Origin of the sequence: Streptomyces sp. NPDC059398, assembly GCF_042751845.1 — a bacterium.
Classification (GTDB): domain Bacteria; phylum Actinomycetota; class Actinomycetes; order Streptomycetales; family Streptomycetaceae; genus Streptomyces.
The window spans coordinates 1-13,415 of the sequence record NZ_JBHYWP010000063.1 but is presented as its reverse complement, the minus strand read 5'-3'; the positions used below and the strand labels follow the sequence as shown (position 1 = coordinate 13,415).

Annotated in this window: 9 protein-coding genes; 5 read left to right on the top strand and 4 right to left on the bottom strand. The window is 67.9% G+C overall.

Annotated features, from left to right (window positions below):
- Position 1: 1 nt before the first annotated feature.
- The gene (locus ACFXBC_RS21720) at positions 2-1,168 is read right to left on the bottom strand and encodes a 2-deoxy-scyllo-inosose synthase (protein ID WP_385026730.1); all 1,167 of its coding nucleotides are present in this window, start codon (positions 1,166-1,168) and stop codon (positions 2-4) included.
- Between the two features lie 203 nt (positions 1,169-1,371).
- Positions 1,372-1,584: a hypothetical protein gene (locus tag ACFXBC_RS21715; RefSeq protein WP_385026727.1), complete on the bottom strand. Its 213-nt coding sequence runs from the start codon at positions 1,582-1,584 to the stop codon at positions 1,372-1,374.
- A 367-nt stretch (positions 1,585-1,951) separates the two neighbouring features.
- Here ACFXBC_RS21715 and ACFXBC_RS21710 point away from each other — a divergent pair, with 367 nt between their 5' ends.
- From ACFXBC_RS21710 to ACFXBC_RS21700, 3 genes are all read left to right on the top strand, one after another.
- Positions 1,952-3,169: a helix-turn-helix domain-containing protein gene (locus ACFXBC_RS21710; RefSeq protein ID WP_385026724.1), complete on the top strand. Its 1,218-nt coding sequence runs from the start codon at positions 1,952-1,954 to the stop codon at positions 3,167-3,169.
- Between the two features lie 439 nt (positions 3,170-3,608).
- On the top strand, positions 3,609-5,510 hold the full coding sequence (locus ACFXBC_RS21705; RefSeq protein WP_385026721.1) for an ABC transporter ATP-binding protein: 1,902 nt from the start codon (positions 3,609-3,611) through the stop codon (positions 5,508-5,510).
- On the top strand, positions 5,507-7,294 hold the full coding sequence (locus ACFXBC_RS21700; RefSeq protein WP_385026718.1) for an ABC transporter ATP-binding protein: 1,788 nt from the start codon (positions 5,507-5,509) through the stop codon (positions 7,292-7,294). Before ACFXBC_RS21705 ends, ACFXBC_RS21700 begins: the two co-directional genes overlap by 4 nt.
- A gap of 226 nt (positions 7,295-7,520) precedes the next feature.
- On the opposite strand, the gene ACFXBC_RS21695 is transcribed toward ACFXBC_RS21700, so the two are convergent.
- Positions 7,521-8,633 carry a hypothetical protein gene (locus ACFXBC_RS21695; RefSeq protein WP_385026715.1) on the bottom strand — a complete coding sequence of 371 codons (1,113 nt, stop codon included), beginning with the start codon at positions 8,631-8,633 and terminating at the stop codon, positions 7,521-7,523.
- 28 nt (positions 8,634-8,661) lie between these two features.
- Positions 8,662-9,852, bottom strand: a complete 1,191-nt coding sequence (locus ACFXBC_RS21690) for a glycosyltransferase family 2 protein (protein ID WP_385026712.1) — start codon at positions 9,850-9,852, stop codon at positions 8,662-8,664.
- A gap of 304 nt (positions 9,853-10,156) precedes the next feature.
- Here ACFXBC_RS21690 and ACFXBC_RS21685 point away from each other — a divergent pair, with 304 nt between their 5' ends.
- Together ACFXBC_RS21685 and ACFXBC_RS21680 are read left to right on the top strand one after the other, a co-directional pair.
- The gene (locus ACFXBC_RS21685) at positions 10,157-10,639 is read left to right on the top strand and encodes a hypothetical protein (protein ID WP_385026709.1); all 483 of its coding nucleotides are present in this window, start codon (positions 10,157-10,159) and stop codon (positions 10,637-10,639) included.
- A 55-nt stretch (positions 10,640-10,694) separates the two neighbouring features.
- Entirely contained in the window at positions 10,695-13,196 is a 2,502-nt protein-coding gene (locus tag ACFXBC_RS21680) for a Helicase associated domain protein (protein ID WP_385026706.1), read from the top strand.
- The last annotated feature ends 219 nt before the right edge of the window (positions 13,197-13,415 follow it).

The window sequence follows — 13,415 nt, the reverse complement described above, 5'->3', positions numbered from 1 at the left end:
CTCAGGCCACCACCAGGGAGTGCTGCTCGTGGAGAACGGACGCGATGCCGGCCCGCACCGTCTCCTCGTCGACCTGGGTGATCATCCCGCCGGCCGGGCGGTGCGCCCGGCCCAGCGCCTCCAGCAGGATGTAGTCCAGCATCCCGGGGCTGCCGGGCAGGTATCCCCGCTTGTTGTCCAGTCGTACCAGCTCTACCAGGGCGTCGGTGTGCAGGCCCGGCGGCAGTTGAGTCGGCGCTCCGTTGCGCTCCAGGAGTTCACGGTGGGCCCGCTCGTCGGAGAGGTCGAGGAGACCGAGCCGCCGGGACATGCGTGCCGCGGCCAGCATGCCGACTCCGATTGCGTAACCGTGCCTCAGCCGACCGCCGGTGAGGAGTTCCGCAGCGTGTCCCGTGGTGTGACCGTACTCAAGGATCAGCGCCTCGCGCTTTTCTGTGTGGTCGCTCCGCATGACGGCGGACTTGGCGTCCACGCACAGGTCGATGAAGCGGCCCAGGACCTGCGGGGTGTAGTCGGCATCGGCACGCAGCAGGGAGGCGACCTCGTCGAAGCGCTCCGGTACGATTCCGAGCACGTTCTTGATCATCTCGCAGAGCGCGGAGCGAATCTCGTCCCTCGGTAGCGTCTGGAGGAAGTCAAGGTTGTTCCACACCATCACCGGGGCATGGAAGGTGCCCAAGTGGTTCTTTCCGCACGTCGAGTTGACGGCCTGCTTCAGGGAGAGCACGGAGTCCGACATCCCGAGCAGTGTGGTGGGCATGTGAACCAGCCGTACTCCGCGGAAGAGCAGCGCGGCCAGCAGACCTGCGAGGTTGCCGACGACTCCGCCGCCGAGTGCGACCACGACGGACTGGCGGGTGATTCCGCTGATGAGGGCCTGCTCGGCGATACGGTCCAAGGCGCTGAGGCTCTTGTCCGTCTCGGCGGCGCGGGCTCTGACGACCGTGGTGGGAGCGACGGAACCGAGGTTGAGCTCGACCGCCTGCAGCAGGTCCTGTGGGAGCCCGGCATCGGCGACCAGCACGAAGCGGTCGGCGTTCAGCTCGGTCAGGCGCACGCGCAGGTCGCTCCAGCCCGAGGTGCCGGAGCGGACGTGGAAGTCGTACTGGACCTCTCCGAAGCGGACGGTTCGGTCCAGGTCAAGGGTGTGTTCGGACGACCCGTTCATTTCAACTCCATAGGAAGGACGTGCACGGTGTGGCGACGGCACCGCGGCGCCGGGCATCTGCCGTCGTATCGTCGGGTTCAGGGGTGTCACGGCATGCGCGTCGGCGATCCGACGCGAAGCCCCCGTTCGCTGTGGCCGGGTCACGGGAGCGACGGTCGCCGATCCCGCGGGGGCGGGCCGGGCGGACGCCCTGCCCTGGACGCCTACGGCCAGTCGATGTCGCTCGGGCCCGCATCGGAGGCGGTGGTCACGACGCCGTCCTGGCCGGAGGTCGGCCAGTCGATGTCAGAGGCGACGGCTCTGGACGGGGAAGTTCCCCCGCTCGATGGCCAGTCGATGTCGGACGAGCCGGCCATGAAGGCCAGGGCCAGGGCGACCGGTGCCGAGGCGACCACGACGCGAACGATCATGCTCATTGTCTCTCCAGGCGGAAATCGTGAAGGAAAACACGCGATAAGGACGCGTGAACGAGAAGCGCCTGCGGCGTCGGCGGCGAAGAGCCGCCGGGAAACCGGCCGGTGGGGCAGGCGTCGTGCTGACCGCTGGTCAAGGTAGTGCACGGAAACCTCGGTTGGCAATAGTTGCCAACGCATGTCAAGCCTAGACCAATGAGGAGCGCGCTGAATCTCTCGTTGCTGAATAGGGCGGGCAAGACGTTGTCAAAGTGTGGGTCAGAGGTTACCTTCGGGCGGGGGATGCGAAATCAGGAGTTCCGCGGGTGCTTGGCGCCCCCGCTCACCACGGGGTCCCGTTGCGCACCCCCCTGAATCCGGAGAACCGCCCATGGAACAGCCACTCTTCGGACGACGCCTCAGGGAGCTGAGGCAGGCGCGCGGCCTCTCGCAGGCCAGGCTCGCCGGCGATGAGATCTCTACGGGGTACCTGTCCCGCCTGGAGTCCGGCGCGCGACAGCCGACCGAGCGTGTCGTCAGTTACCTCGCCAGCCAACTGGGTGTCGAGCGTGAGGCGTTCACCGTCTCACCCGGCACCTCCCTGGCCCACGCGCTCAGCCTCGCCTCCTCGTCGGAGGACGGTGAGTCGATGGAGCCACTGGTGTCGGCCCTGCGAGGGGCGGATTCGGGTGACCTGCTGCTCCGCTGGCAGGCGCTCTGGTTGCTGGCCCGCGGCAGGCGGAAGCTGGGTGACCAGGCACAGGAGTTGGCATGCCTGGAGGAACTGAGCGAGATCACGGACGAACTGGGGCTCCCCGAACTGCAGTGCCGCACCTGGTCCTCGCTGGCCCGCTGCCTGCGCGCCACTGGCCAGGTGCGACGGGCCATCGAAGTCGCCAGGAAGGCGGTGGAGATAGCCCAGCGGGCGCGGCTGTCCGTCCACGACACGGGAACGGCCCTCATGGCACTGGTGTCGGCCGAGGCCGAGGACGGCCGGCTCGCCGAGGCACGAACGCACAGCGACGAACTGGTAAGTCTCGTCGAGGGGTTCAAGGGGACGCTGCGGTCCGAGGTTCTGTGGTCGGCGGCGACCGTGCTGTTCCGCCAGGGCGAGCAGAAGCGGGCGCTGCGCTCCATGGAAGAGGCACTGGAGGGGCTCCACAGCAACACCGACCTCTCACTGTGGGTGCGGTTGCGGCTTGCCGCGGCCTCCCTCTGCCTCCAGAGCACTCCGCCGCTGACCGGACCGGCCACACTGCGACTGTGCCAGGCCGAGTCGGCCCTCGAGTTCGTCCGCACCCCGCTAATGCAGCAGGAGTTCCTGACGCTCAAGGCGCATCTGGCCTTCGAGGAGGGCAGGTACGAGGAAGCGCACGCCCTCCTCGGCGAGTTGCAGGGCCAGGAGGTCCTGCTCACCTACCGCGACCGGATCAGGCTGGGGGTGCTCAGCAGCAGGCTGATGATCCTCGAGGGCGAGGCCCGCAAGGGCCTGGCGCAGCTCAAGCAGCTGGGCGAGGAGGCACACGGGGCCGGCAACATGGGCCTGGCCGCGGAGATCTGGCGCACCATGGCCGAAATCCTCGACGCGACCCGGACGCACGACGAGTGATCCGGGTATTCCCCCGCCCCCACCCCGCCACCGCCGCCGTCACGCCGTCCCACATGCGTTGTGAGGAGACCGCGCGCGGCGCGTGACACGGCGGCGCCAGAGCGGAGTTTGACATTCAGATGGCAATACGTTGCCAACCTGGATCGTGGGCTGTTAGCTTCCCTCACGTCAGGTATCTCGCGCCTTCGGGTGTCATCCGGCGGCCTCCACCGTAGGGACCTCTCGTGTACCCCCCTGTCCACCACAGGCCGTCCGTGTCGCTCGACCATTCCGACATCGACTGGCCCTGAACAGGTACCGCATCTCCGCTGCGCATCGAGCAGCGAACGGGCGCCTGGGCGCTGTCAAATAATTGCCAACGTGCGAGGGGCAGGGCGTCACCGCATCCACCGGACCCTGTTCCCTCCACCATCCCGTTCTTCTCAAGGGGGACGAACCCGTGACGAGACCGTCCGACAGGTTGCGCAGGCGACTGAGCAGATGGCTGGACATCGCGACGTTGCTGCGCCACGTCCCACCAGGGATCCGGCTTTGCGCCCTGCTGCTCAACCTCCTGCTCGGGCTACTGCCCATCCTCTTCGTGATCACGATGAGCGTCCTGCTGCACCGCGTTCCGACGACCCTCGGGGGCGCGGAGCCCGGCGGTTGGGCCGGGGTCCTGGTGGTCCTGTTCGTGGCGGGCGCGACGTTCGGAGCCCAGCAGCTGCTGGCCCCCTTCCAAGCGGCACTCGGCGAGCTGGTCGTACGCCATGTCGACCAGCGCTGCCGCGGGGAACTGATGCGCTCCGCCCTCGCCGACGCGCCTGCCATGGCGCTGGACGATCAGCGGCTCCTGGACCGGCTCGACGTGGCCCGCGAAGCCTTCGACCGGGCCTCCGCCTCGCCGGGTGACGCAGCAGCGGGCCTCTTCGCTCTGCTCGCCCGATACCTCCAGCTGGCGGGCGCCGTCGCGCTGGTTGGCTACGCCATCGATCCCCTCTCCGGCGCGGTTATCGGCGCCACCGCTCTCGCCGTGAGGTTCGGCCAACGGGGTTCACTGGGCTCTTTCGGCGACTTCTACGACGGGCTCGGCGCCCAGCGGCGGAAGTCGACCTACCTGAAGAACCTCGCCACCGGGACGCAGGCATCGAAGGAGATCCGGCTGCTGCACCTGGTCGACTGGCTGGCTGACAGGTACCGGGGGGAAACCACTGCGTACCTCTCCGCGATGTGGCGAGGACGGAGGCGCATCCTCGGGCTCCCGTTCGTGAAACTGGCGCTGGTAGGCCTGGTCGGTGCCGCTGTCGTGTTCACCCGACTCTCCTTTACCGGTGGCGGCCACGGTCTTGACCTGCTGCGCCTGGGGATGGCCCTGCAGGCCGTGCTAATCCTGATGCGTTTCGGCGTGTACTTCCCCGAGTGCGATGTCCAGACCCAGTACGGCCTGATGGCCCTGCACGCGCTGCAGGCCTTCCGCGACGGAGCACGCGCGATGCCGGCGCTCGTCCCCGGGGGATCGGTACCGGCCACCGGGCTTGCGCGGCGCTCGATCCGCTTCGAGAACGTCGGCTTCCGCTACGGCCCGGGACAACGCGCCGTGGTGGAGGGGCTCGACCTCGAACTGGCCGCCGGACGCTCCACCGCCGTCGTCGGCCTCAACGGAGCCGGCAAGACGACTCTGGTAAAGCTGCTCACAAGGCTCTACGACCCCACCGAGGGACACATCACCGTGGGCGGCTGCCCGTTGACGGACATCGACGTTCGCGACTGGCACCGGCAACTCGCCGTTATCTTCCAGGACTTCGCGCGCTACGAATTGACGGCCGCCGACAACATCGCACTCGGCGCGCCGTCGATGCCCCGCTCCGACGAGGCACTACGAGCAGTCGCCCAGCGGGCAGGCGCCGACGCCTTCCTCGACCGGTTGCCCGAGGGCCTGGACACCGTGCTCTCACGGCAGTACCAGGACGGCACCGACCTCTCCGGCGGGCAGTGGCAGCGCGTCGCGCTCGCCCGCGCCCTGTACGCCGTACGGGCCGGCGCCTCGGTGATGGTGCTCGACGAACCGACGGCACAACTCGACGTCCGTGCCGAGGTCGAGTTCTTCGACCGATTCCTCGAACTGACGGAGGGCGTCACCACATTGATCATTTCCCATCGCTTCTCCACAGTTCGCCGGGCGGACCAGATCCTGGTCCTCGCGGAGGGACACGTGGTGGAACGCGGCACCCACGAGGAACTGATGGCGGCCGAGGGGCGCTACGCCGAGATGTTCAGACTGCAGGCAGACCGGTTCGCGGAGGCTCCCACGGGCCCCGTGGAACCACGCACGACACGGACGATGACAGAGGTGACGCGGTGAGTGGCCTTGCCCGCACGGCACGCTGGTTGCTGGGCACAGCCTGGGCAACCGATCGCGGCCGACTCCTCAAGTCATTTGTCCTGATGGGGATCGGCCATGTGGCGACGCCCGTCGTCGCCGTCGCACTGGGCGCCTTCACCGACCGGATGCTCGCCGGAAAGACGGCGCAGGCGACGGCCCTTGGCGGCGTGATCGCCTTGATGCTGGTGGCGGAGCTGATGATGGGCCATTTCGCCCACCTGTACTACTTCGAGCTCGGCGAACAGGCCGAAGGACGGGTGAACTCCGAGCTCATCCAATACGCCAACGGCACCAGCGGTGTGGAACATCTGGAGAGTTCCGGCTTCGCCGACACGATGGCGCTGGTCCGTGAGGAGATCCAGAAGATGCGGGGCTACGTCGAAGCCCTGCTACAGATCACCACGCTCGGCGTGCAACTTGCGCTGATCACCGCCATTCTCGGTTCGCTGGAACCGTGGCTGCTGCTGTTGCCCCTCGGAGCGCTGCCGCCCGTCGTGCTGGGGCGATACGCCCAGCGCAAGGTCGACGCCGGCAAGACAGCAGCTGCCGAACACAACCGCAGAGCACGCCATCTGCTCCACGTAGCCACATCCTCGCAATCAGCCAAGGAGGCACGGCTCTTCGGTGCCGACGACGCGCTGGTGGCGCTGCACGACGCAAGCTGGCAGTCCGGAACATCCCGGATCGGACGCGGCCAGGTCACAGGGGCGGTACTGCGGGCCGCAGGTCAACTCGTGTTCACCGTCGCCTGTTTCTCGGCTGTCTACCTCGTGCTGCGCCGGGCCGCCGCCGGGCAGGTCACGGTCGGCGAGGTAGTCCTCGTCATCACTGTCGCCGTGCAGATCAACGTACAGGTGGCCGCCGCCCTCGGCATGCTTTCCACCCTCCAGGCGGCCGGCGCGACCGAGCGCCGTCTGACGGCGCTGCGCACCTGGCCGACGACCCGTACACAGCCGCCCGCCACAGCGTCCGCAACCGTGCCCCGGCGACTACAGCGGGGCATCCGGCTGGACCATGTCTCGTTCACCTATCCCGGCACCGACCGCCCTGTACTCCAGGACGTCACCCTGGACCTCCCGGCCGGGGCAACCGTAGCGCTGGTGGGCGAAAACGGTGCAGGCAAGAGCACCCTGGTAAAGCTCCTGTGCGGTCTCTACCAACCCACGAGCGGCCGGATCCTCGTCGACGGTGCCGACCTGCGTGACGTTCCCGCCCAAGCGTGGAAGGACCGGGTCTCCACCCTCTTTCAGGACTTCGCCCGGTTTGAACTGAGGCTGCGCGAGAACGTGGGTACAGGCGACCTGGCGCGACTCGGCGACGATGCGGCCCTCACCGGCTCGATGGCGACAGCCGGCGCCGGAGCGGTCATCGACCGGGTTCCTGGCGGCCTCGACGGGATACTCGGCCGCGGCTACGACGACGGGGCCGAACTCTCAGGTGGCCAGTGGCAGGCACTGGGACTGGCCCGGTCGGCGCTCCGCGCAGATCCGCTGCTCCTGGTGCTGGACGAGCCGGCGTCCGCCCTGGACGCGCCGGCCGAGCACGCCGTCTTCGAACGGTATGCGGGAACGGCCGGCGAGGTGAGCGGGGACGGGGGTGTCACCCTCTTTGTCTCCCACCGCTTCTCGACGGTGCTGATGGCCGACAGGATCGTAGTCCTCGAGGACGGTGCGGTGGTGGAGTTCGGCGAGCACGCGGAACTCGTGTCCGCAAACGGGCTGTACGCCGAGCTCTTCGCCCTTCAGGCCCGTAGCTACGGCTGACGGCTAGCCGAGGCCTGGCACCCGCGGTTGCTCCCCGGGCGCCAGGCCTTGCCCTATCCATCGCGGCGCCCGGGCGTGCCGCGACGGGCGGGACGAGGCCTGGTTGGTGGCACCCCACGGCCCGTGGACCACGCCACTACGCCGACGGGCGCCCGCGGAAAGCGGACGCCCGTCGGATCATGTTTCTCACTTCACGGGGGAGACCACGCCCCGCCCGTCCCGCTTGTCAGCCGACGAGCGGGACGCGTGCCGCTCCGGCCCGTACGGCGTCGATCACGAGCGGTGTCAGCAGCGTCCCGATGGCGGGCAGCCACCGGGTGGGGACCACGCGCCGCACCGCGCCGGGTCCGAGGGTGGCCAGCGCCGCCCCGGCCACCCTCCCGGTGAGGTCGAGGGCACCGGCGCCCCGCCCCTCGTGCGCAGCGGCAAGGTAGCCGAGCAGGAAGGAGACGATCCACACCTCGGTGAGCACGACCTCGCTGAGCCGGTCCACCAGGAATCCGCGCTCGGGTGACCGTTCCAGCGCGGCCCGCAGCCCGACCGCCAGCTCCACCTCGCTGACACCCTTCTCTCGCAGGAAGACGCGGGCCGAACTGCGCACCCTGCCGTCCACTGAACTCGGATCGGATAGGCAGGCGTCCGAGTACTGCCCCCAGAAGTCGTAGTAGGGGACCGTCCCGAGTCCTGTCAGGAGGGACGGAACGGCGGGAAGGGCGACATCGTCGCGCCACGGTACCGAGCAGGCGGCGCTGCGGGGACCATGCACGTTGTTGCCGACGAGGCTGTCGCCGTTCTCGTGGTCGACGAGGTTGACCACCGGGACTAGGGCGGGGGTCTTCCGCTCGACCAGATAGTGGAGCAGGGTGAGGTCATCGGGATCCTCCGTGGCGGCCTTGGCCCCGGCCCAGCCGTCGAACTGCCGGGCGTCCTCGGCAGGCAGGACGAGTGCCACACACGGGATGTAGTCGTCGACGACGGGGGCCACGTGGTGCCCGTGCATGGCGGCGATCCGCAGCGCGTACGAGGAGCGCGAGCCCCACTCCGCGAACAGGCTCAGAGCGGCGCGCGGGTAGGCAGTGATCAGGGCGGCCAGCCGCGCTGCGAAGTCGTCGGCGAGCAGAGCATCGTCTTGGAGCACCAGATGGTGGGTCGCGTCCGGCTCCACCGCTGCCCAGGCCCGTCGAGCGGTCCTGAGGGCGCTCGGCGGACCTTGAGGGTCAGGATCCAGGACGACACGGGCGCGCAGTTCGGGGTATCTGCGCGCCAGCGCCTCAGCAGCCGCGGCCCGGTCGGGGTGGCTCATCACGGCCACGGAGAGGCGGATGGGGGTTGCGTTCATGGTCATCTCCAGAGGGTGGGGTGGGAGGTCAGGGACTGACCGGCAGGACTTTCTTCGACACCCGCCCGGCCTCACGCCGCACAGCCTGCCGATAGGGTTCGCTGAGCTGGTCGACGGCCGGCAGGAGATGGCACTCGTCGAACGTCGCGTCCTCGTAGGGCAGGGCGAGGCCGAGGAGCGGCATCACCTCCTCGTGTCCGTTCGGCCAGGGGGCGAAGAGTGCCGCGCCCGTGGCGTCGATCAGCGTGTGGTGGCCGTCCGCCGACGCGACGAGGACGGCGCCCACCACGAGGACGCGGGTGCCCCCGACGGTTCCCAGGGCGACACCGAGCCGTTTTCCGGCCCCCGCCACGACGTCCATCTGCCGCTCGACTTCCGGTAGATGACGTTCGGCCTCCAGCCAGCCACCCAGCGCCAGCGCCATTTCCAGTTCGAGACGCGGCCACTTGGCCAGGTAGTAACGGTTGGTCACACCGGCCGAGAGGTCCTGGGCGGCGAAGTCACGGTGATGCGGCAAGTGCATGCCCCGGACCCCCTGACCGAGCACGATCGGGGTGCCGGTCCTGGAGATCCGTAGACCCCACTCCTGGTCCTCGGCTCCCCAGCCGAGGAAGCCCTCGTCCAGCAGGAGACCGTGATCACGTATCACCGAGGCGGGAAGCGCCATGAAGCCGGTACGGACGAAGGCCCAGGGGAAGCGAGCGATGGCGGCGGCGTACTCCGGGGACCACCGCGGATCCCGGCGGCCCAGCGGCGCCGCGTCGAGCTCTTCGAGCGCCGTGCGGTAGACGCTGTAGGGCTGAGCCGCGACCATGTCGATGTCCTCGTCCAGCACATCGTCGTACCCGAACACCTCCCCCTGCACGCAGACGTTCTGCCCGTGCCGGTAGTAGGTCTGCCAGAGGTTGCGCAGGGCGTCCGTCGCGAGGACCACGTCGGCATCAAGCACGACGACCACCCGCCCCAAGGACTGCCGGATGCCGAGATTCCGGGCCTTGCTGGTGTTCCACTCCTCGGCCGAGAGCACCGAGACGATCCGTAGCCGCCCGGTGAACTCCTCGCAGAGCGCGACGAAGGCGGGGTCGTACTCCATTGCCCCGATGACGACCTCGAAGCTCCATGGCTCCAGGTCTTGTTCACACAGCGAGGTCAGGACCGCCCTGATGTTGTTCAGGCGCTGCTTGTACGGGATCACGATGCTGAACCTCATGTCGGTCATGGCACAAAGATAAGAGCCAATGGCACAACTAGGCAACGACCCTTGCCAATATTGCCAACTCTTCGCCGCCAGCGGTGACACCGGGGCGCCCCCGGCGCATGTCATGCAACAAAGCCAGACGTGAGATCGAAGCAAGGGCGCGGTGGCAACGGTGAAGCACCGCAAGGTGGGGGAGCGGGCCGACAGCCTCCCTACTAGAAGATCTAGCGCTGCGCGGCATATTCGTATTTCCGCTCGCTGTGCAGACAGAGCGCGCGACGATGGGCTGAAAGACCAGATATCGAACCTGCAGGAGGCAGCAGCCGTGGAGAAAATCGTGATCGGCGCTGACCATGTACACAATGCGGCCACGGTCCGCCGCCGACAACGGCAGTTCATTCCGCCGTCCGAGCTGCATCCAGACCTTGCGACTAGGATCGACACTGCTCTGCTGGACCAGCTGTTCTACGCGACAGTGGACGAATGCCACGAGTGCCGGTCCACGCTTCTCGACCGCGTCGCCAGCGACGTAGGGTCGACATGCAAACTGATCGACTGGACATGCCTGATCACTTCGGAGATGCACGGCGGGCTTCCCGCGGAGCTCGTCGATGAGGACGCGTCGGCGGATACCGTTTTCCGCCCCTCGGCCACCTTCCGCCAGCTTGCTGCGAAGTACCACAACTCAGGACTGACTAACGCCATACACGACGCGTGCACAGCTGCACAGCACCGGGAAGCGGCGGACACCGCCGTCCCCCTGGTCGACGGACTCCAGATGCGGGGAACGGACTTCCTCTCCCAGTGACCTGTCCGCCCCTAGCCCTTGCGAACCTTCTGTCGATGTCCCAAGGAACCGCCTGATGGCCATCAGCCCCCGCCTCGCTCTTCGGGACAGCCCCCTGGCCCTGCCTGACTCCTCCGTTCCCGCCCGGCGGGTACTGCGCCCGGATCAGCAGGCGGCAGTGGACAGTGGGGTACGTGGACTGAGAAAGTCCGGAACCCGTGGCCACATGGTCTCCGCCTGCGGCACGGGCAAGACACTGAGCGCACTGCGTACGGCCGAAGCCCTCGACATCCGGTTCCTGCTGGTGGTGGTCCCTTCGAGGGATCTAATCGGCCAGTGGGCGGCGGCGGCCCGCGCGGACGGGCGGACCGAGCCGTTGATGGCGGTGTCGTCACTGAACGCAAAAAAGCACCCCGTGCTCGCTGAGGCCGGGGCGAGCAGTACGGGGTCGGGGGAGTACCTGGCGTACTGGCTGACCCAGCGCGCCAAGAAGAACGAGCGGGCGACCGTATTCGTCACTTTGGACTCCCTCCAGCGGATCGAGGAGATCCAGCACTCCGTCTTCCCGGCTCCCGTCTTCGACCTCGCGATCGTGGACGAGGCGCACCGCACCGCAGGCTCCTGGGACAAAGAGTGGACGATGGTCCACGACGCCTCCCGCATCCGCACCGACCGCCGCCTCTACCTGACCGCGACGCCCTACGAATGGGAGGCCCCCCGTTTGGCCGAAGCACCGGATACCCGACCGCGCCCCATGCGGACCGCTTCGACCGCACCCGCATGGGAGTCCCCGTCCCTGATCGCCTCTATGGACGACCCGAAAGTCTTCGGCCCCCGCCTGCACACCTACACCCACGCCCAGGCGATCGAGGACGGAGTCCTGGCCGACTACCAGCTCCTCGTCCCCACCATCACCGACACCGTCCTCCGCACCGTCCTGACCGACCCCGACGGCACGCACACAGGTTTCACCCCGACCACGCGCCGGACGACCGCCCTGCACCTGGCCGTCCTCAAAGCGATGACCGAACACGACCTCAAGCATGTGATCGTCTACTTCCAGCAGGTCGCAGACGCCGCGGACTTCGCCCGCCAGTTCCCCCACACCCTGCGCACCCTCCCACCCGACCAGCGCCCCTCCTGGGCCGCGAAGCTCTCCGTCTCCTCAATCAACGGCAACCACACCCCCGACCAGCGCGCCAAAATCCTCGGCCGCTTCATGAACGCCGACCGTGCAGTGATCACCAACGCCCAAGTCCTGTCCGAAGGCATCGACCTGCCGGTCGTAGATGCGATCGTCTTCGCCTCCCGCACCGAGAGCGTGCGCCGAATTGTCCAGGCACTGGGCCGCGCCTTGCGCAAACCCCCCACCACTGACGTGAAGACCGCGAGCCTGGTCATCCCCGCCTACATCCCACCCGAGGCCGACCCCACCGACCTCCTCGACACCCCCTTCGAAGCCCTCTGGCTGATCACCGCCGCGCTGCGCCACCACGACCAGACCATCGCTGCCCGCGCCCCCCGCAAGGCCACCGCGCACCGCCTGGACGACAGCACCCACCGCCTTCTTGCACGCCGGTTCCGTTTCGACTTCACCCTCGACCCACACGCGATCGCCCGCGCCATGGACCTGTTGGTCTGGCCGTCGGCCGGCGCGGTGCTCTCCGCACCCCGCCGCGCCGGCCTGGCTGCGGCCACCCGCTACCACGCCGAACACGGCCATCTGAAGGTCCCGGTCGACTACACCGACGCATACGGCTACCGCCTGGGAGCATTCATCGCTGGCCAACGCACCGCCCACCGCCGACGTACCCTCACTGTGGACTGGATCGCCGAACTCGAGACCCTCGGCATGATCTGGGACGAGAATGAAGCCGCCTTCGAAGGCAACATGACCCTCATCGAGGCCTTCCACACCGAACACGGCCACCTCGCCATCCCCGCCTATGCTCCCGGCGGTCAGTTCCTCGTCGACCAACGCGGTCTGGCCCGCAAAGGCCAACTCCCCGAAACCCGCCACATCCGCCTCATCGTCCTCGACCCGGACTGGCTCCTCCCGCACGGACCCGACTGGCACCGCAAGTACCACCTCTTGGCCCGCCACATCCAGGACGGACACGACCCCGCAACTCTGCGCCGCGACACGGTGATTGACGGCGTAAAAGTCGGCACTTGGCTGCAGCGCCAGCTCACCACCTGGAACACTCTTGACGATGGCCAACGCCACCTCCTGGCCCGCCTCGACCTCACCCCAGACCACATCACCCTGTCGACGAAGAAGACCACCGCCCCCTCCATACCCAGCACGCCCCAGACCAGAAAACGCCGCTCCTTCGAACAAACAGCCACACTGCTGCGGGCCTTCATAGAACGGCACGACCGTCCTCCCGGCGCCCGGGAGGAGATCGAGGTCGACGGGGAACGCGTCATGATCGGACCCTGGCTCTGCAAGGTCCGCACCAGCCAGAAGAACGGCCAGCTCTCCAAAAATAGAAGCCAGTTGATCCAGAGCATCCTCCGTGAAGCCGACACTGTCCCCGCCGAAGAGGAACGCCCCGAAATCTCAGAGATCTCGTAACTTTTTCTCATGGATTCCACTAAGGAAGCATTCCGGAAGGCTTCCCATCGACACAAGAGCGGCCCGGAACCCTTGAGACTTAGCAGCAGGCCGGCGCTTGGGGAGGTCCCAAGCGCCGCCGCATCCCTGCAGCCAGCTTTAGGAGTTCGCGAAGCGAACTCCGTTGAGAGATCCCGCGGAGCGGGCTGTCTCACGCGCGGTTTGGGGGAGCGATCCGAG

What these genes read in the sequence shown, in the direction of transcription:
- ACFXBC_RS21715 (WP_385026727.1), bottom strand. Translation starts at nt 1,584, where the DNA reads ATGAGCATGATCGTTCGCGTCGTGGTCGCCTCGGCACCGGTCGCCCTG.
- ACFXBC_RS21710 (WP_385026724.1), top strand. Translation starts at nt 1,952, where the DNA reads ATGGAACAGCCACTCTTCGGACGACGCCTCAGGGAGCTGAGGCAGGCG.
- ACFXBC_RS21690 (WP_385026712.1), bottom strand. Translation starts at nt 9,852, where the DNA reads ATGACCGACATGAGGTTCAGCATCGTGATCCCGTACAAGCAGCGCCTG.
- ACFXBC_RS21695 (WP_385026715.1), bottom strand. Translation starts at nt 8,633, where the DNA reads ATGAACGCAACCCCCATCCGCCTCTCCGTGGCCGTGATGAGCCACCCC.
- ACFXBC_RS21680 (WP_385026706.1), top strand. Translation starts at nt 10,695, where the DNA reads ATGGCCATCAGCCCCCGCCTCGCTCTTCGGGACAGCCCCCTGGCCCTG.
- ACFXBC_RS21720 (WP_385026730.1), bottom strand. Translation starts at nt 1,168, where the DNA reads ATGAACGGGTCGTCCGAACACACCCTTGACCTGGACCGAACCGTCCGC.